15 protein-coding genes are annotated in these 19,549 nt (G+C 37.6%); 5 read left to right on the forward strand and 10 right to left on the reverse strand.

What is annotated here, in order from left to right; all coding sequences use genetic code 11:
* Window positions 1–38 precede the first annotated feature (38 nt).
* Both GAB14E_RS20825 and GAB14E_RS20820 read right to left on the reverse strand, forming a co-directional pair.
* On the reverse strand, window positions 39–1,991 hold the full coding sequence (locus GAB14E_RS20825) for a methyl-accepting chemotaxis protein (RefSeq protein WP_033080427.1): 1,953 nt from the start codon (window positions 1,989–1,991) through the stop codon (window positions 39–41).
* A gap of 103 nt (window positions 1,992–2,094) precedes the next feature.
* Entirely contained in the window at window positions 2,095–2,913 is an 819-nt protein-coding gene (locus GAB14E_RS20820) for a class I SAM-dependent methyltransferase (protein WP_033080428.1), read from the reverse strand.
* Between the two features lie 592 nt (window positions 2,914–3,505).
* Between GAB14E_RS20820 and GAB14E_RS20815 the strand changes: the two genes are divergently transcribed.
* The 3 genes from GAB14E_RS20815 to GAB14E_RS20805 are packed head-to-tail and all read left to right on the forward strand — an operon-like array spanning window position 3,506 to window position 7,212.
* Window positions 3,506–4,204, forward strand: coding sequence for a single-stranded DNA-binding protein (locus tag GAB14E_RS20815; protein WP_033080429.1), 699 nt, complete (start codon window positions 3,506–3,508; stop codon window positions 4,202–4,204).
* Between the two features lie 60 nt (window positions 4,205–4,264).
* Window positions 4,265–6,454, forward strand: a complete 2,190-nt coding sequence (locus GAB14E_RS20810; RefSeq protein WP_033080430.1) for an SHOCT domain-containing protein — start codon at window positions 4,265–4,267, stop codon at window positions 6,452–6,454.
* Window positions 6,455–6,474: 20 nt separating this feature from the next.
* Window positions 6,475–7,212, forward strand: a complete 738-nt coding sequence (locus GAB14E_RS20805; protein ID WP_033080431.1) for a TVP38/TMEM64 family protein — start codon at window positions 6,475–6,477, stop codon at window positions 7,210–7,212.
* An 83-nt stretch (window positions 7,213–7,295) separates the two neighbouring features.
* Here the strand turns inward: GAB14E_RS20805 and GAB14E_RS20800 are convergent, their stop codons facing one another.
* Entirely contained in the window at window positions 7,296–7,769 is a 474-nt protein-coding gene (locus GAB14E_RS20800; RefSeq protein ID WP_033080432.1) for an NYN domain-containing protein, read from the reverse strand.
* 186 nt (window positions 7,770–7,955) lie between these two features.
* Window positions 7,956–8,348, reverse strand: a complete 393-nt coding sequence (locus GAB14E_RS0122450; RefSeq protein ID WP_197061140.1) for a chitinase N-terminal domain-containing protein — start codon at window positions 8,346–8,348, stop codon at window positions 7,956–7,958.
* 428 nt (window positions 8,349–8,776) lie between these two features.
* Here GAB14E_RS0122450 and plsB point away from each other — a divergent pair, with 428 nt between their 5' ends.
* Together plsB and GAB14E_RS20790 are read left to right on the forward strand one after the other, a co-directional pair.
* Entirely contained in the window at window positions 8,777–11,212 is a 2,436-nt protein-coding gene (plsB, locus tag GAB14E_RS20795; protein WP_033080434.1) for a glycerol-3-phosphate 1-O-acyltransferase PlsB, read from the forward strand.
* A 107-nt stretch (window positions 11,213–11,319) separates the two neighbouring features.
* Window positions 11,320–12,135 (forward strand): hypothetical protein, encoded by an 816-nt coding sequence (locus tag GAB14E_RS20790; protein WP_033080435.1) that lies wholly within the window; start codon window positions 11,320–11,322, stop codon window positions 12,133–12,135.
* A gap of 10 nt (window positions 12,136–12,145) precedes the next feature.
* Here GAB14E_RS20790 and GAB14E_RS20785 read toward each other — a convergent pair whose 3' ends face one another.
* The 6 genes from GAB14E_RS20785 to GAB14E_RS20760 all read right to left on the reverse strand — a co-directional run bounded on the left by GAB14E_RS20785 (window position 12,146) and on the right by GAB14E_RS20760 (window position 19,438).
* Window positions 12,146–14,050, reverse strand: a complete 1,905-nt coding sequence (locus tag GAB14E_RS20785) for a putative bifunctional diguanylate cyclase/phosphodiesterase (protein ID WP_033080436.1) — start codon at window positions 14,048–14,050, stop codon at window positions 12,146–12,148.
* Window positions 14,050–15,642 carry a sensor domain-containing diguanylate cyclase gene (locus GAB14E_RS20780; protein ID WP_033080437.1) on the reverse strand — a complete coding sequence of 531 codons (1,593 nt, stop codon included), beginning with the start codon at window positions 15,640–15,642 and terminating at the stop codon, window positions 14,050–14,052. The genes GAB14E_RS20785 and GAB14E_RS20780 overlap by 1 nt, the downstream gene beginning before the upstream one ends.
* The gene (locus tag GAB14E_RS20775) at window positions 15,635–16,069 is read right to left on the reverse strand and encodes a type 2 periplasmic-binding domain-containing protein (RefSeq protein ID WP_033080438.1); all 435 of its coding nucleotides are present in this window, start codon (window positions 16,067–16,069) and stop codon (window positions 15,635–15,637) included. The genes GAB14E_RS20780 and GAB14E_RS20775 overlap by 8 nt, the downstream gene beginning before the upstream one ends.
* Entirely contained in the window at window positions 16,069–17,316 is a 1,248-nt protein-coding gene (locus tag GAB14E_RS20770; protein ID WP_033080439.1) for a hypothetical protein, read from the reverse strand. Before GAB14E_RS20770 ends, GAB14E_RS20775 begins: the two co-directional genes overlap by 1 nt.
* A 320-nt stretch (window positions 17,317–17,636) precedes the next feature.
* Entirely contained in the window at window positions 17,637–18,917 is a 1,281-nt protein-coding gene (locus tag GAB14E_RS20765; protein WP_033080440.1) for a TRAP transporter large permease, read from the reverse strand.
* Window positions 18,917–19,438 (reverse strand): TRAP transporter small permease subunit, encoded by a 522-nt coding sequence (locus GAB14E_RS20760; RefSeq protein ID WP_081967674.1) that lies wholly within the window; start codon window positions 19,436–19,438, stop codon window positions 18,917–18,919. Before GAB14E_RS20760 ends, GAB14E_RS20765 begins: the two co-directional genes overlap by 1 nt.
* Window positions 19,439–19,549: the final 111 nt, after the last annotated feature.

The raw sequence follows: 19,549 nt of genomic DNA on the forward strand, positions 1-19,549 counted from the left end.
AATTATACCTAGCTTGATGGACTTAACATAATAACTCTTTAGGAGGCCTTTTTGAGCGTAAGTCCGATATCATAGACTTGATTAGTGACATCAACTGAAATGACATTGGATAATTGTTGCGAGTCAGTCACCTCCTTGTCAACATTAGCCATGGCTTGCTCAAAGGCAATGAAGTGTCTGCGTTGACGGGTAATTTGTTCCAGGGTGTCTTGTGCAACGGTGGCTGAAACTTGCGCCTGCCCTGATACGGCTAATGCTGTTTCTTGCAACTCATCCGCAATTATACGTTGCTTATATGACGCCTTCTCAATGTCGTTGATAATACCTTCAATTGAGTTACTAGCACCCTGTAATTGATTTAAGCGTTGCGATATTTGCTTAAGTGATTGTTGTGTTTTCCCTGCCAGTTGCCTAACTTCATCGGCAACAACAGAGAACCCTCGACCATGATCCCCTGCCCTTGCTGCTTCAATTGCGGCATTAAGTGCTAATAAATTGGTTTGATCGGCAATAGCGCTAATAACATCGACAATAGAAGTAACTGATTCAACAGAGTGAAAGAGTGAGGTAATCGCTAGTTTACTTTCCTTGGCCGCTAAGTTAGTTGATTCACTTGCCGCCAATACTTGTGATACATGGTGTTGGCTTACTGCCATAGCTTGTTTGGTTGCTTGAGCATTGTTGACCACTTGACCTGAGAGTGTATTCACTGTTTCAGTTGCCTCACCTAAGGCTTGCATAATTTTTCTCGCTCCTTGCACGTGCTCACTAGTAGTGTGCGATGACCGATAAATGCTTTTCACCTGACTTTCCATAGTCGTTAAAGCTTTTGCTACTAAATCAAGTTGCTCAGCTTTGTCTTTATCATCTTGTGCAAGCTTATTAACCATATGATTAAAGCTGGTAGATATCTCACCAAACTCAGTATTTTTATCAATATTAGTGATGTTATCAACTTTGCCTAACTCCGTTAATTGCACAAAACTATCACGTAAATTACGCAACGGCTGGAGAATAACACTACGCTGCAACCAATAATTTGCGAGTAGAAATACCACTAAAAACACTAACAAGCCGATGACAATAATATAGAGCTGCTTATTTATTTTATCTTGCTCAAGTGTAATATCAGCTTCACCTCGCATAATCGATTTTTCAATATTGCCCACTTGCTCAGCTAATAACCTTAAGCCCACTTGTTGCTGTTGTTGCTGCGTTAAGGTATTTTCTAGCTCTCGCTGATAACGGTTAAACAGTGATTGTAGCTCTCCAATAGCTTCAAGACTTAAATCTTCTGGTGCTTCGCTATCTCCTAATAAATCATCACTTTCATCATATAAGTCACTATCACTTGCAGCATAAATAGCTAAAGCTGGCGATACTGACAAGAATCGACCTAAGCTTTGCAGTTCTTGCAAAAGAGGTATTATCGATTTTACATTCGGCTGTTGCTGCATAAAAACAGCTTCTCTAGCGTTGACTAAGTCGGCCAGTAACTTGCCTATTGTTTGTGTTTTAATCAGATAATTAAACTGTGCCTGCAATGGTAGTACCGATGTATTTTGCGCATAGGTAGCTAAATTATGATTAAGAGCCAACATTTCTTGCTCACCATTACGCAAAATAACCAAAGGGTCACCACTGAGTTTACCCATAGCGCGAAATTTAGTATTGATATTATTGGCGAGTAACTTGGCTTGTGAATCTATTTTCTTGGATAGTTGATCGATATTCAAATGCTGAGTTTGTTTAACAATTTCGGCTAATTGCTTTTGCGCCTTATTCAATAAGCCCGCATCACCAGTTTGTAAGTACTCAACAATAGTACGATTAAACTCAATGGTAGTTAAGGAAATAAGCGCCTGATAACTCTTATATTGTGCTTGGCTTTTACTCAAAGATTCACCAACGTGATACATAGTTGCTAGAAAAATTGCCGCAAAAATACTGATTGCTGAAACAGACAAGCGGGAGAAACTAGAAACGCGCATAACATGAGTACCTTTAAGGTAAATAAAGGTAATAATCGCTCAGGAATATGACATTATGGTTACATAAATGTGATGATTTTATGTAACCATAAATATGGCCATGTTAAGCCGTAGGTTTTGGTATAGCTTGTTTAACATAAACATCAAAACGGTTCTTCTTCATTTTGATACTCATTGAGGGTTTTTTATCTGCTAACGGTGGTGCATAACTTGGTCGCTTTACCACAACCCGGTATTTCGCTAAAGCGAGTGCCGGTTCAAGCAAACCATCAGCATCAAGGTCTTCACCAACAAGAGATTGAAAAATACGCATTTCTTTTTTTACCGCTGCTGATTTTTCACGATGTGGGTACATAGGGTCTAAATACACCACATCTGGAGCGTCAGCTAAATCCATTTCTTCTAGTGATAAACCGTGAAATAACTGCATGTTGTTAGCAATGTCGGCGACTTCATGATTTAATTTAGCACGCTCAATACCATCATCTAAAAGTGCAGCCACCACAGGCATGCGCTCTAATAAAGTAAGTCTACAACCAAGACCAGCTAACACAAAAGCATCGCGACCAAGACCTGCGGTAGCATCTAGTACGTGTGGGGTAAAACCATGTTTTAAGCCCACCGCTTTAGCAATATCTTGACCTCGACCACCACCAAATTTACGTCGATGAGCAACAGCACCCTCAACAAAGTCTACTTTGATGGCGCCCAATTTCGGTTCATCTAATTTGCACAGCTCTAACGCGTGATGATGCATTTGCAAGAGAAATTCTAGCTGTGGCTGTTTATTTGCTGCGGCAACATGCCCTAGGTAATTAAATCGCCATTTTTTGGCAAGTCGTTTAGCATATTCGCTATCAACACTATCTACGTAACCAAGGGCAATGTTGCTTAAGTGTTCGCTGGCAATAGTTGGGCTCATTCGCTTCCTATAGGCTTGTCTAATACCAATCTCATAAATTATTGCCCTATTGTGCTGGTTAAAATACGCCAAAGCGGCGTTGCTCTCAATCCCAATAGCCAGCTATTGGTCAATCGAGCGCCTTGCTTTGATTTATTTTTCCTGTGCACAACAAGATCACAAACTTAATGAAACTAGTATAAGACAGACAAGATTTATAATTTAACGGGTATATATGTTGGCATTATATACCCGTTACCAATCAAAGTGCAGGATTTCAGTGGGAATTAAAATAGCTTTAGGCAAGGGAAATGATTTAAGCACTGTCGTGCTTTGGTTTACTGATTGAACGCGGTATATCGTCATTTTAACCCCATAGAAGAAGCCTTTGAAAAACAGCGTTAACCAGCTGTGTTTTTTACTATCATTCAGGTAGGGCGTTAATTACTGCATTATCACGTTTTTTGAAGTTTATTGCTTATTTTTTATAACAAAGTATTAACAACCACCCTAAATTCATATTAAAATATAAACACTTGCTCCTTTATTATCACAACGTAATAATAGTTAACGAAGTAATTTAGATACTTTTTTGAAGCCACAGGAAAAAATTTTGTCATTATCAGATGCTGTTAATAAACATTTAGAAGCACCAAGCCCGCAGCTTTGTGCCGTGACCTTATTGGGTAATTTAGTAGCAACACCAGATATTCGCTATCGTGCTAATCCGGCTACTGCCGTGACCGAAATAGTATTAGCGACCTCAAGCAAATGGTTAGATAAAAGTACTAATAAATATAAAGAGTGGACTAGCTATCATCATGTAAAGGTAGAAGGTGAATTGGTCGAACAGGCATTATTACATGCCAACAAAGGTGACATTATTCTTCTGCATGGCTACTTGAGCAACATTAAGCCAAACACTGCTGATAAAAACACTAATCATGCTGGCATTGTGCATGCCAATTTTGTACAAAAATTTAGCAAAGGTTATACTCAAGCAATTAACCAAATTCACTGCAGTGCACAACTAATTTCAAAGCCAAAACTGATGTTAACCGAACAAAACAAAAATATAAGCCAAGCAAATATTGTAATTAATCAGCACATTTATAATACCGACAAACAAACATGGCAAATAATTTCAGTAGAGCGTGCCATTCATGCTTGGGGGAAACAAGCCCAATATATAGCTGAACATGGCGATATTGGCGACGAACTGATGTTAGAGGGAAAATTAAGTTACACCAGCGGTGCTAACAAAGATCAGTTCATAGAAATAAAAAATGTACATTTATTTAAGGGCACTTAGGCATACAAAGAAAGACTAAAAATCGTTAGCAAGACACTGAACTATGGATGACTCAACTAAATGCTTACCGTAAACAAAATACACTTTGTACTTTTCTTGCTGTGCCTGCTATTCACGACGAGTAGTAATGCGAGAAATGCTGCTGTTGAAAAAAACAATTACTTGCTCCAAAAAATAGCCCAAGCACCACAATTAGAAAACCAAGAAAACCAAGATAACCAATGGATTCAATTACTTGAGCAACCTGGAAACAGCCAGCATTATTATCTTGCTAGCAAAGAAGGAAAGATTTATCAGCTAGAGCAAGATAATCCTAACGGTTCTTCTTTATTAGTCGATTTACAACAACGTTCGGCTAAAAATGCAATGTTAGTATTGAGCGCTTTTGCTCTACACCCAAATTTTTCACAACGTGATCAAAGCGGCTATGGTACTTTTTATACGGCTCACGTAGAAAAAACGCAAAAAGTCAATACAACTAAGCGTTTACAAGATTCAGCCATCTCCACGCCTCTCAATTATGATGCTATTGTCACTGAATGGAAATTAACCCAAGCTAAGCAAGTTAACATCTCAAGTCAACGTGAAGTATTGAGAATTGCTATCGCCAACATAAGCAATAATATTAGCCAATTGAGCTTTAATCCATACAGTAAGTCTTGGCATGATGATTTTGCTCAGCTCTATATTGCCCTTTCTCAAAGCCCCAAATTAATACAATATCCACTTTATTCTGGGGTTATCTTGCGTATTGATCCACAGGAAATTTCTACTGCTAGTTATAGCGTGCCTCATGGCAATCCTTTTTTCGCGAATAAAAGTATTGATGAAACAATTTATTTGCTTGGTGCTGGACAAATAAGGCAATTTATCTGGCCGGATAAATATTCTAAAGCCTTGCTGATCTCACATATATATAACTTTAAAGACTCAATAAAAAATTGGTTATCTTATAGTTATGGTGGTGAAGATTGGCGGCTCTATCCTCCTAAGAGTTATATATATCAACACAAGAAACTATTGGCTGCCAATAGCTTACTGGTATATCGAGGACAAAATGCGCCAGCTTTACGCAATAAACTATTATTACTCTCGAAAAACAAACATCACTGGCAGCTCAGTTCACTAGCAAAAGACCATGCCACAACCAATATAAACAGACAAAAAGTACAAAAATTAAAATCGTCTCCTGAGTTAGAATGGCCGCTGCAGCAAGCCGCTTTACTCACTAACCAGCTAACACTCTTTCGTGATAATCGTGGTGAATTGCTTTTTTTCAATCGAGATTCCGGTGCAATATATCAATTATTTCAACAGGATATAACTCAAGGACAAGCTTATTTGCAGGCGAATGAAGAAAGTTCCATAAGTGGTTTTATGCTCTTTTTAGTTATTTTTTTTAGCCTACTTGGTGGCTATATTTATTACCAAGTTAACATTCAACAAAATTCCGCTAAATCATTGGTACGTAGAGAGTTCTCAAACCTAACACTCACTGATGACAAATCAGGGTTAAATTTATTTAGACGACATCAACACGAGGCTGAAAAAGTACTAGCCTTGACTGATATCAAGCAGTGTCAATTTTGGCTGGGTGATTTAGCCATCGAAACAATTAACACTACCCTTGGCCATGGCTTTAACGACCAAAAAGAACAAGCACTACGTAAGATTTTTCATAATGAACAAGTTGCTAAAATGGTAGATGGTAAAGTCCGCCGCATTAGCTTAACAATTAAAAGCAGCGAAAAAAATAAACAGGTCATTTGTTTATACCTACGAAAAGGCAGCGATAGAATAACTAAGAAGGGTTACTTTACCGTTGTCGAAGATGTTATTGATTGGTGTTGGCTAATAGCAAATACAATCAATGCTGAGTACACAGGTAAACGTATTTTTAAATCGAGTACTACTCCCGCAGAGATAGCCCAAACAGACCATAAAATCCATGACGATACCCCTTTGCATGCACAAGCCGCTATTATTAGACCGGCTACTCACCCTAAGCCACTTATAAGTTCGTCTGACAACGAAGATAAGCCTGAGATAAAAGTCCCTCAAGATAAAATTGATGGTAAAACATCACATGAACACCATGACAACAGCGCAATCGAGTCAGCCAAAGTGGAAACAGACTTAGTGAATGCCTTAGAAAAATTAGTTAAACTACAGCAACAAGGTTTTTTGACTGCGCAGGAGTTTGAGCAAGCAAAAACTAAACTGCTACACAGTTTAAATGAAACAGACTAATTAATTCACTTGGTATAACCATGCTTTCAAAGTTTTTATCTTTTGCCTCGCACGCACGTACAACTAAAATATTGATGAGCCTCATTATGCTGACCATTATAGTGATAGCTTTGTATCAATGGTTGATTTATACCCCAGCAGACACAGCAACAATTACCAGTGTAGAAAGCAACTTTGATTTAAGTTTATGGACAATAACGCTAGTTGAGCAGTTTACTTGGCAACAAGAAGGCAGTTCAACGTACTTTAACAGCCTGCTACTGTTTGGCTTTTTATCGCTGGCAACCAGTATTGGCTTACCTAGACAAATTGCCGCTTTAGTTGCGGGTATTAACTTAGGTGCTTTGGTCGGTATGATTATAGCAACATTAGCAACAACACTCGGCTGCTTCATCACCTTTAGTATCTCTCGTTATCTATTAAGCGCAAGAATTGCCCGTAAACATCCTAAAAAATTGGCAACATTATCAGCATTTTTGGCAGAACAAACCTTCTTAAAAGCGGTTGTTATTCGCATATTACCCTTGGGCAGTAATTTTATCACCAATATAATTGCAGGAGTTAGCAAGGTCTCAATGCCTGCTTATGTCAGCGGTTCGTTTGTTGGTTTTATTCCACAGATGCTCATTTTTTCTCTGGCGGGCAGTGGTATACGATTAGGAGCACAAAATGAGCTTATAATTAGCGTGACATTATTTGTTATTGCGCTATTAATAAGCGCATATTTAGTTAAAAAACATAAAACTAAACAAGGTTAAATCTAAGCAATGTGCATCTAAGTAAGCTTAACAGCGGCGAGTCATTATTCATCGCTATTTCAATAAGCTCATAACAGTAATTTCTATAGCAGTAAGCTTTGCTCAATTTTATGGTGAACATCAGTCGCATCGATCAAAGATTTAGCAGTGAGTTGCTCAACACTATAAACCTCAGTGCTTACGCCATACTTTTCACGAACTTTACGTAACAATAAATCGAAATCACCGTCTCCTGAAAGTAATATAACGGTATCAACATCCGCGGCGGCTTCCATAATATCTATAGTGATACCTACATCCCAGTCACCTTTGGCCGAGCCATCGCGACGCTGGATAAAAGGTTTTAGTTTTACCTCAAAGCCAATATGTTTTAACGCTTTTTGGAATTTGTGCTGTTGATCATCACTACGTTGAATAGCGTAGGCATTGGCGACAGTAATATCGCCTTGCGCCATCAGCTCTTGCCACAATAAACGATAATTAAACTGCTTAGAAAAAGCATCTCTGGTGGTGTAATAAATGTTTTGTACGTCAACAAATACTGCTATTTTTTTCAAAATTATCCCTTACGCTTTAGCCAATAAAAAAGGCACTAAATAGCACCTTTTATGGAAAATAAATTAACTCCCCCTGTTTACCTAATGTTACCCCATTACGACCCTTAACATAGCTAACAGTCAACACACTATTTATTCACTTATTTAAAGATATACTTTAATATTCGACCATAATTTTCGATAAAACTAATCTGTTGAGTCTACATTATCATCAATGGTTGGCATTGATAAAGCAATAGTGGGTACAACATAATCGAGGGTATCACCGGTAACAGTAAATGATGCTACATTACTCATTGAACAATCTTCATCAATACATACACTGACTTGTAAGTCATGCTGACCAACAGTAAAATTGGCTGTACAACTACTCGACTGACTAATTTGTCCTTGCGGTGTTAAGTTGCCCTTACATACCTCTACCTGATTGTCAGTTAGGTACCATGAGTCCCCATTCATTCCCCACCACATATCCCAATCAATCTTTACTGCTTCTCCATTTTCAACTTGCCCGGGCAGCCATGCGATACTTGCTATACCAGGTGCAGCGTAGCTGGGTGTAGCTATAAAAAAAAACATACAAACTACTAAAATGACTCTAGTAAGATTCATATAATCCCCCTCATTTATTATTATTTTTATAGAGATAAAAGTCATATTTTTTATGATGTAGACAGCATTACGATATGTTCTTTTATTGTACATAAAACCTAACACGCTACAAACAACCATGTCAAACATCCCGGCAATCTCAGCCGCTTGGGGCTGAATTCCACATTGAGTTAGACTGTATTTTAGAGGCTAGCTAAGGTGACTTATTTAGTCCTATTTATTTGATACTTTAAAATACAATTACTTATATTTTTCAATGTGATTTCCTAATAGCAAAGCTCTAAAATGCATTATCTTCAGCCCACTACCTCTTTGCTTACAAACCAAGACAATTTTAAATAATGATGTTAAAATCTCCTTTTATAGCTGTTAATGACTAATCCGAGCAATACAAAATGTTGGCCTTACGTTCTTTTTTCTATTTATTTTTAAAACTCCCGCTTAAGTTACTGGTTCGCTACAAAATCATTACAGACAGCCAAAGCATAACTGAACAACCAAATAAACCAATTTTTTACATTGTTCGCCACAAGTCAGCATCTGACTTACTGACCCTGCAAAATGCTTGTAAAAAGCAAAACCTGCCAGACCCTTTAGGGCAAGTAAGCATAAACGGAAAAATTTTTAATCGCATCTTATGCTTGACGAAACCGACACCAATTTTCTCATGGCGAAAGGCCAGCCAAACAACAGCAACCAACCAAGGTTTAGAGCTTTTAAATCAACATGCTATTGATGAAAATCTAGATGCTAAATTAATTCCCGCCAATCTAATTTGGGGAAGAACGCCAACTAAAGAACGTAAGAATCTTAATATTGGTACCTTAATAGCAGATCAAGAGTCACCAAGTTGGATACGTAAGTTCTTTATCGTACTTTTTTTAGGTCGTGATACCTTAGTGCGTTTTAGTGAAGCTTTCTCTTTTAGAAATATCTCTGATAATCACGGTACAGATGAAATTGCCGCTCATAAATTCTTACGGGTTGCTCGCTTTCATTTTCATCGTCAAACGATTGCGGCTAAAGGCCCGAGACTAATGCATCGAAAGCAAATGTTTACCGCCTTATTTGCCACTCCCTCGATCAAGCGCATGATCTGTGATGAAGCAAAAAGTAAAAAAACATCTGAAGCTGAAGTTAAAAAGCAAGCACTCGCCATCATGAATGAGATTGCTGGCGACTACAGTGTTTCTTGGGTACGTTTTGGTGAGATTATTTTACATTGGTTATGGGCGCGTTTGTACAGCGCCATTAACGTCAGTAATGCCAAAGTATTACGTAAATTAGCGCAAGATGGTCATGAAATCATTTATGTACCATGTCACCGCAGCCACATGGATTATTTATTGCTTTCTTATGTGATTTTGCAAGAAGGCCTAGTTATGCCACGCATTGCTGCGGGTATAAACTTAAACTTTTGGCCTGCTGGCACGGTATTTAGAAAAGGTGGTGCTTTTTTCATTCGCCGTAGTTTTGGTGGTAACCGTTTATATTCCACTATTTTCCGTGAATATTTAGGGCTATTATTTGAACGTGGTTATGGCGTTAAATACTACACTGAAGGCGGTCGTAGCCGTACAGGTAGAGTTTTATCACCGAAAACAGGCATGTTAGCGATGACCATTCAAAGCTTGTTGCGGGGCATTGATAGACCATTAACTTTAGTGCCTGTTTATTTAGGTTATGAACACGTAATGGAAGTAGGTACCTACCACAAAGAATTAAGTGGCGGCGAGAAAAAAGGCGAGTCAATGTTCGGCGTACTAAAAGCCATAAAGAGCCTACGTAACTATGGCAATGGTTATGTAAACTTTGGCGAGCCAATGAACATTAACGAGTTTTTAAATAAACAAGTACCTGACTGGAAAGACGCAATTGATCCTATTGATCCGCAAAAGCCTAGCTGGTTAACCCCTACGGTAAATGTACTTGCTGAACAAGTGATGGAAAACATCAATAAAAGTGCTGCTTTAAACGGCGTAGCTTTAATTGCCTTGATATTACATGCCAGCAAAAATAAAGCATTGTCTAAAGTAGAGTTAGAAAATCAGCTCGATTTTTTCTTAAACTTACAACGCCAGGCACCCTTTAGTGATCAGCTGACCATTCCCGAAGAAACTGGTGCACAACTGCTGACACACGTCATTTCACTTAATAAAGTAACTATCACAGAAGATAGCTTTGGTAGTTTAGTATCACTTTCTGATACAGCAAAACTCGAAATGCGCTATTACCGCAATAATATTTTGCATACTTTTGTGCTACCGGCACTTATTTGTCGTTTACTTGATAGGCACAACAAAATCAATCAGGATGAGTTAGTACTTAAAGTACAAGCATTAATGGCCTTGCTCAAAGAAGATTTATATTTGTATCAAGACGCTGAACAAGTTGCCAAGCAAGTTCATCAGGTATTGGCCGTGTTACAAACAAATGATACAGCTAAACTAAGCAAAGCTGGCTTTTGGTCATTAACCGACGAGGTTGAGCTACTTAGCCAAGTCCATGCCTTAGCAGAATGTGTTGATGAAAGTCTACAACGCTTAGCCATTATCACCTCACTAACTAGCCGTTTAGCCCCCTTAAGTAAGCGTGACTTAGAAACTAAGGTAGTAGCCATTGCCAAGCGATTATCGGTATTAAACAATATTAACGCGCCTGAATTTACCGATAAACGAGCTCAGTCAACGTTAATCGGTAGTATACGTGAGCAAGGTTATATTAAATTGAATGATGATGGTTTACTTATCGCCAGCGATACCATGACTGACATAAAAGCCACCATCATTAATCTAGTTGATATTGAAGTTTTGCAAAGTATTGCCCGCTAAATATTCAAACGCTATTTGAACCATAAAAAACGCCACAGTGTATTGAACCAGTGGTGTTTTTTTTGGTCTATAGTCGTACTAATTAAAACTAAAAGAATAAATACACTGTGTTAAAGGGAACTTACACTACAATTATTGTTTCTGTATTACTGCACTTAATTTTATTATTTGCATTAACTTATGGCTCAATAAATCCCCCTAAGGTTATCAAACGAGATAAACCTAAAGTCACTTCAATTAAGAGCTTCTTGTATTCTGCGCCCAAGAAAACAATAGCTAAGAAATCCGTGCCGAAAATAATTACTACTGAACAAGTTATCGCGGAAATAAAGCCTCCGAAAAAGACTGCTGCTAAACAGGTTGTACCCAAAAAGGAAATAATCACAAAGCCTACCAATGATTCTCAGCCAAAGGTAACAGCTAAAGTAGCATCTACTAAGGTAGTCTCAGAACCTGCAATAGCACCTATAATTAAGCCACCACCAGCACAAGTCACTAATGCTGTAAAAAGCGACACGGTAACCACTAAAAATAAAGTAGCTGGTGCTAGTCGAGGTGGTTTTTCTAGTTATGATCGTTTATCACGGCTTAGGAACAAGCTGGCTAACCAGCAGCGCGATCAAGCTTTTGTCGAGTTAACACAAAAGCGTTCAGCATCAGGCATGGATGGTGATCCTTTCCCTGTACCAAAGACCCTAGTGCCACTGACAATTGATCAACAATACAAACTTAATACCAGTCAATCTCATGTAGGGTCAATCACCAAAAATGATAACGGTACCTGTACAATTCATCGAGAACAGATACTTGGCAGCCCTGTTGAGGCTTCAACATCTTATTTTGCTTGTGGTGAAAGTAAATTTGATAAAAGTTTTAGGCAGCACATGCAGAAGGTACAAGCGAAACTTCCTATTAGGCGTTAAAGTCTAACGCTTATTGGCTCTTTTCTCTCAATAAAGCAATAAAATCTGCTTGGGCAACTGGTTTAGACCAAAAGTAACCCTGCCCCATATCACAACCTAATTCGGCCAAAATATTTGCAGTAGCTTTATCCTCGATGCCTTCTGCTACATTGGTAATGCTTAAACTTTTACTCATACCTATTATCGCTTTAACAATCTGCAGTTCATTACTTGAGTGACAGATATTTTTAACAAAAGAACGGTCTAATTTAAGTGTGCAAACATTAAATTTTGTTAGATAACCTAGATTTGAATAACCAGTACCAAAGTCATCAATCGCAAACGAAATACCAAATGAGCGCAACTCATTTATTTGCTTCTGAATATAATTGATATCATCCATCAGCATTGATTCAGTAAGTTCTAATTCTAAAAAATGTGCCGGTAAGTTAGCTTGATGTAAGGCACTCATGGTGTATGTTGACAGGTTACCGCGTTTAAAATCTTCTGCCGATAAATTTACCGCAATACATAATTTATTGAATCCTAGCTGATGCCACTCTTTGCAGGCAATAACTGATTGATCAATAACCCAATGAGTTATGTCAGTTATTACCCCGGCTTGTTCCGCTAATGGAATAAATACCGTTGGAGGTATGAAGCCGTGTTCTGGACTAATCCAGCGTATTAAAGCTTCTGCACCTGTTATTTGCTCTGTTGCTAAGTCTATTTTAGGCTGAAAATGTAAAACTAATTCATTATTATCAATGGCGCTTTTTAAATCTTTGGTAAGTTGTAGTTTTTCTTGCTCTTGCACTGCCATTGCTTGATCAAAAAAGCTAAAATCAACTTTTTTATCTTCACCTCTTGCATGCATAGCTAAATGCGAATTATGTCTTAACTCTTCCATCGTACTACCGTCAAAAGGCGCAAGCGCAATACCAATATCAGGCTGTAAAGCAACGTCGAAGTCAGTAACATGAAATATTTTTGCGCAAGCTTGATGTACTTTTTCGGTAAATTTACTGATGCCCCTATAATCCTTGGACTGCTTTAAGATAACAAATTCATTTTGTTGAAACCTATATATAACCGCCTTATCGTTGGCAAAAGTCACCAGTCGTTTAGCCATGACTTTAATTGATTCATCACAAATCTTATGGCTATAATTCATTTTAATTGCATGTAAATTACTAATATTCAAGGTAATAAAAGCTAAGATATCCCCTGAAGATCTTTCTTGTTTTAATTTTTTTTCAAGATCAGTTTTACAAGCGTTTTCATTGGGTAGCTGAGTTAACTGATCAAATCGACTACGCTGTCTTAATTGGCTAATAGCTAATTCGAGCGAAGCATTTTTTTGTAATATTCTTTTAAATCGTTCCCTTATATCCGCAAAGATAAAAAATACACCCACCGAAAAAAAAGTCAATATGATGATATAGCTAAAGACACGCCCCCACAGAGAAAACGCTTCAAAGGGTAATGCAGAGATCAATAAATTTTGCTGTTGGGCAAAAGCAAAAAAACATAAAGCACCAACAAGGTAGCTATATAAAGAGATAAAAATTAGCTTACCTGATAAAACTATGGCGAGCATTAATAAGCAGGGAAAGCCAAAAATAATAGTATCAAAAACACCATTACCTAACCAACAAGCGTAAGTAATAAACACCGCGATAGACCACAATACCATGCCGGATATAACACTGCAGGTATCTGGTGAAGCCCAAAAATAAAAAGCCAATAAAATGGCAATCGATAAAGCCATCGCTAAAGCCAATACAGATTGACCACTAAAAAATAATTCACTCATGAGTAACAAACATAAAATAGTAAGCAATATCTTCAATGTTAACCTAAGGCGGTGAACTCGCGCTGTAGCAGAAAATAGCGTGATTGAAGAGCGACTTACTTTACTAGATTGCGCAATCATTACAGTTTACTATCTTTTTTTTCATGGGTAATATCACTGCAGAATTCCAAATAAAGTGCTTCATTTGCAGACTTATTCTTTTTCACTTGGTACATGGCTTTATCAGCCGATCTAATCAGCTCTAGTAGCTCCACTTGATCATCAGGGTAAAAACTCGCCCCCATACTAGCGGTAACAAAAATACTTTTGTTATGTTGAGATAAATGAAGGGGTTTACTTAACTGTGCTGCCAGTTTTTCACAAACATTTTTAACCTCTTGTTTAGTGGCATTAGGCAGAATAACTACAAATTCATCCCCACCCCAGCGAGACAAAACATCAGCTTTTCTCAAGCTTTTCATCATCTGACTCGATACATGAATAAGCAATTCATCACCTGCATCATGGCCAAAAATATCATTTATCGGTTTAAAGTCGTTCAAGTCCATCATTATCAAAGCAAATGATACGCTAGTAAGCGTTAGTTTCTTTAAGTGTTGCTCTGCCGCTTGGCGGTTAAGTAAATTTGTTAAACTGTCATAATTCGCTCTCTTATCCAATAACGATATTTGCTGTTTACGTTTTGAGATATCATGTAAGGTAATTTGATAATTTTCTTGAAAATCATCAGTGATCAACTGTGTCACCACTACTTGTACCCAAATTTTTTCATCTTGATATGATATTAGCTCTAATTCCACCACCGCTGATTCATTATTCGAAAAGGCGATTTGAACCTGTTCATGTAGGTCTTTTTTCATGATAAAAAGGTCTTGCAAATAATTGCCATAATTCTTTTTCAGTGATAATTCCAGCTTTTCAACCAGTCGCTCAAAAGTCTCGTTATACAGTAAGATATCGCCTTGTGGCTCAACTAATACAATTGCTGATGTGGCATTCTCAAATAACATTCTAAATCTTGACTCAAGTACCTGTACCTCACTTCTAAGGCTTTTTTCTCTTAACATTTGCTGCTCAGCTTTAGCCAATAGACTATTAACATCATCAACTAACAAACCTATCTCACTTTTTTGGTGGGATACTGGCTTATCTATGCGCTGATGAGTTCCGGGGCTGATTAAATGCAGAGCTCTACCAATACTCAAAATAGGTCGAGTAATAACATAATAGGTAACTAAAATTGAAATGATGGTAATAATTAACGCTTCAATTGCGACAACAAAAGCATTGGTTGCACTAATATTATCGGCTTTATTAGCAAGAAATTTTTTATTGATTTTAACAAAAAGAACGCCCACTTTTCTTTTTTTTTGAAAAGGAGAAAACAGTGTAAACTCAAGGATATTTGCCGACTTTTGATAATTATCACTTTGCACCATAAGCACATCGGTTTTAATGGCTGCCGCCGTAATCACATCATTACTAATCAAACCGTTTACCACTTCTTTGGCAAGTTCCTCATCACCTAAGTAACTAGCAATTGAGGCCGTCGGTGAAACCGTGTTAAACAATTGATTAATACTTTGCTCACCAAGAGCTTGTTCATTTAGAAAGGTAAAACGATAGAAAAGCTGGGTAGTAATAAGCCCAACAATAACTGCTGTAAAAATAATGACCACTGCTAATCTAATCACTAAGCCAGATTTATTCATTTAAAATATAAACAACCTTTAAGTCTGCTGTGATTTGTGACTCTGGCAAATAACCAATAGCTTGCTCATTAGCTATAATAAATGCAATTAAGTCACTCTCGTTTGACTGAAACACCGCCGACCGCTTTCTGCCAGTAAAACGTAACCTTGACCAATAGGCATTCACCCGTGATAAAGGTAAACCAACGAGGTTTTGATAAAATTCAATTTTGATTTCATGCTCACCTTTAAGTTCTACAGGTATCGCTTTTTCATCATTAGGGAAAGCTACGTACTTGCCCATAAATAGATCAATCAACTCTGATCGAGATAATTCATCTACCGGATTCTCTTTATTAACCACCACAGCCAAAGACTCTTGCGCATGCACTGAAATACTCAACAGAGTACATATTAGAAAGGTAAGAGTCCGTATAAACTTAGTCATCAGAAAACCATACTCATTGTTAGGAAGACTGTATTAATATTTTCTGCGACATCATGATGATCTGAATTATTTAACCATAAGGTACTACCGTTTTCTTTTAACCTAGTGTAGTTCCATTGTAAGGATGAAGCCACAGAGCTAGTTATATCCCAACGCCAACCTAACGAGATAGTCTCTTGGTTAGCCGCATAGAAGTTCATTAAGCCGGTAGTCGCGTGAATTAGTTCCTCTAGTGCCTGTTCATTGACTCCTGACTCATCAAAAATATAATTATTGGAATTTGTAAAAGCATAAATACAGTAAAGCTGGTGAGCATTAAGCTGATAAGACAAAGCAGCATAACCGCTGGTTATTTTTGGGATGACTTCACTAGCCGACTGTATTCGAGATATTTCGGCTGACGCCAGCCAATTTTTCCAAAAATATTGAGCACTTAATGATGAATAATCGACCTCTTGCCCTTTCATTAACAATGACTGGGAAAAATCTTGTGAATTAGACCATAGAAAGTCAGGAACTTGACTGATACTCGATGCTAAAAGAGCATTAGACTGTGGTTCATTAGAAATACTAACTTGGCTATGCTTTACTTGAACGAGCCAGTTAAAGTGGTCAAAAGAGAGTGAAATGCCAATAATGTCTTCAATTTTAATTTCTTCAATGGTCGAACTGGCCGCAACTTCGGCCTCACTTGAACCAGTAAATAGCTTTGTTTGAAAAACTCCACCTAAAGCTCGCTGACTATAGGTAACATCAATACCATCAATACTACGATAGGGGATAATGCCATAAACTTCATTGGGTGCTGTAGCCCAAATATAGGAAAAGTCGACATCTCGATATTCAGTGAGTAAAAAAATGTCGGGTGCTGTCCGGCCTAACCTAAAACTCCAATTAGCATTAACTTCATATCGAAGAAAAGCGAGTGTGGTATACCTATCAAATGAGGGATCGGGTAATTCTCTTAATACTCCTTGATAAACCGCATCAAAGTTTGACGATATATTCCAATCAACTTGTAAACCAAGCAATGAGTGCTGCTTAAAATCAATCTCACCAGCATAAACAGCATCAGCCGAGCCAACACTTTTCCGGTAGCCATGATGATCTGAATCAGAATAAACAGCACCTAATGTGGCGAAGCCACTAAATTGTAAATTGTCATTAGCTGTTTCACTCGCAGCCCCTTGAAATGCAAAAGTAAAAAGAGAAAAGCAGAAGAAACTTTTACATTGTGCTAAGGACATATCAAAAAATAACCTAATGATAAGTGATATATAAAATATATATTAACATTAGCTATTTTTCAATGTGCCTAAAAGGCATGTATTGATAAAACATAATAATAACAATCAGTAACAAGAATATTCATTGCTATTACATAACGTTGTTATCACCGAACTTTTACATTAATCAGCAGTGAACATTGAAATTATGAAATACTAAAGCAGCGTATATAAGCCTTGCTAGCTACAGACTCAAGTTCACTCTCATTCCTATTAGTTAACCTGAACTCTGGATAAGCAGCCTTTGCTCAATACTCCCCTTTATCCAAAGTTCAGATTAGTTAAGAAATTATCAAATGCTCTGGGAAAGATAATACCAAGAGTAATACCAATATTTGCATCAAAATGAAGGGGATAACGCCTTTATAAATAGTGGTGGTTTTCATCCATTTAGGTGCCACACCTTTAAGGTAAAATAAACTAAAACCAAACGGTGGTGTTAAAAATGAAGTTTGTAAGTTCATTGAAATTAAAATGGCAAACCAAACCAAGTTAATATCTAAAGCAATAGCTACCGGTAACAAGATAGGTACCACTAAGAAGGCAATTTCAATAAAGTCGATAAAAAAGCCTAAAATTAAAATAGCCAACATAGCTAAAATAATAAAAGTCCACTTACCGCCAGGTAACCCCATAAAGAAATCTTCTATCAAATATTCACTGCCTGAGTAACTAAATACCATCGAAAATGCCGTTGCGCCAATAAGTACAGCAAATACCATAGAGGTTACTTTCACCGTTTCCTTCGAAACTTCATGCATTTTTCCAAATGAAAAACTGCCATAAAAAATAGACAGCACTATCGCACCTACAGCACCAATAGCTGATGATTCAGTTGGTGTAGCAATACCTGCGAAGATTGACCCTAGTACAGCAAGAATAAGTACTAACGGCGGCACAATGTCTTTTAATGCTTGTACTAATAGCTCTCGTTTACTCTCAGTGACCACAAGTGGCGGCATTAATTCTGGTTTAATTTTACCTAAAATTAAAATATAAACTGTATAAAAAATCACTAACATCATGCCTGGTATTACCGCAGCCCGGAATAAGTCGCCAACTGGTACACCCATAACATCACCTAAGATAATCAAGATGATAGAAGGCGGAATAATTTGTCCCAATGTGCCCGAGGCACAAATAACCCCCGCCGCAGTTGGTTGATGGTAGTTGTTTTTTAACATAACCGGTAAGGAAATAACGCCCATAGCAACTACACTAGCGCCAACCACACCAGTTGATGCAGCCAATAAAGCGCCCACAATAATAGTTGAAACCGCCACACCACCTGCGATACCACCAAAAAGCTTCGCGGCAGACTCTAATAATCGCTCAGCTAGACCTGTTTTTTGTAAGACTATGCCCATAAAAATAAACATAGGCACAGCCATTAAAATAGTATTTTCCATAATTGCCATGATCCGATATGGCATAAAAGCAAAGAGATCTATTCCAAGTACGGCAACACCGACAATCAGTGAGATACCAGCAAAAGTAAATGCAACTGAATAGCCTAAAAACAAGCACACCAGAGCGATAGCAAACAGAACAATACCTGTCATTACTGTTCCCCTATTTCAGGTTTAGCGGGCGTGGTAAGTGTTTTTATCTGAGCAACCAGTACATGGAAAATAGCCAGAATCAAAAACATGGATGAAAGTGGAATAACGCTGCGGACAACCCAACGATGTGGTAATCCTCCGGGGTCGCCACTGCCTTCACCCATTTGGTAGGCCTCAAAAGTGTAATCCCAGCTGTAATAAAGAATAACTAAAGTGATAGGTAGCGCTAAAAATAGTGAGCCAAAAATATTCACTAAGGCTTGTTTTTTTGCAGACATAACATCATAAAAAATATCTACTCGAACATGGCTATCTTCTTTTAGGGTATAAGCAATGCCAAACATAAACATAGCTGCAAATAGGTGCCACTCAAGCTCTTGCATACCAATACTGACATCATTAAAAAAGTAGCGCATGATAACGTCATAAAAAACATTAATGATCATTAACACCATAAGCAAGCTACAAAAATTACCTAAGGCATCGATAATTTTACCCGTTATTCTTAACACTGAATCCATTGAGTTTCTCTATTGATATTACAATTTGTTATGAAAATAAAACTTATTAATTAGCAATAAAAAATCAGTGACTAAGCTTCAGTCACTGATTTATCTATAAGGGTCACCTAA

The organism is Colwellia psychrerythraea, from assembly GCF_000764185.1.
GTDB classification, from domain to species: Bacteria; Pseudomonadota; Gammaproteobacteria; order Enterobacterales; family Alteromonadaceae; genus Colwellia; species Colwellia psychrerythraea_B.

Coding starts and splice junctions, on each gene's coding strand:
- GAB14E_RS20760 (WP_081967674.1), bottom strand. CDS start 19,438: ATGGATTCAGTGTTAAGAATAACGGGTAAAATTATCGATGCCTTAGGT.
- GAB14E_RS20785 (WP_033080436.1), bottom strand. CDS start 14,050: ATGATTGCGCAATCTAGTAAAGTAAGTCGCTCTTCAATCACGCTATTT.
- GAB14E_RS20765 (WP_033080440.1), bottom strand. CDS start 18,917: ATGACAGGTATTGTTCTGTTTGCTATCGCTCTGGTGTGCTTGTTTTTA.
- GAB14E_RS20780 (WP_033080437.1), bottom strand. CDS start 15,642: ATGAATAAATCTGGCTTAGTGATTAGATTAGCAGTGGTCATTATTTTT.
- GAB14E_RS20805 (WP_033080431.1), top strand. CDS start 6,475: ATGCTTTCAAAGTTTTTATCTTTTGCCTCGCACGCACGTACAACTAAA.
- GAB14E_RS20770 (WP_033080439.1), bottom strand. CDS start 17,316: ATGTCCTTAGCACAATGTAAAAGTTTCTTCTGCTTTTCTCTTTTTACT.
- GAB14E_RS20825 (WP_033080427.1), bottom strand. CDS start 1,991: ATGCGCGTTTCTAGTTTCTCCCGCTTGTCTGTTTCAGCAATCAGTATT.
- GAB14E_RS20820 (WP_033080428.1), bottom strand. CDS start 2,913: ATGAGCCCAACTATTGCCAGCGAACACTTAAGCAACATTGCCCTTGGT.
- GAB14E_RS20810 (WP_033080430.1), top strand. CDS start 4,265: ATGCTTACCGTAAACAAAATACACTTTGTACTTTTCTTGCTGTGCCTG.
- GAB14E_RS0122450 (WP_197061140.1), bottom strand. CDS start 8,348: ATGTTTTTTTTTATAGCTACACCCAGCTACGCTGCACCTGGTATAGCA.
- GAB14E_RS20775 (WP_033080438.1), bottom strand. CDS start 16,069: ATGACTAAGTTTATACGGACTCTTACCTTTCTAATATGTACTCTGTTG.
- plsB (WP_033080434.1), top strand. CDS start 8,777: ATGTTGGCCTTACGTTCTTTTTTCTATTTATTTTTAAAACTCCCGCTT.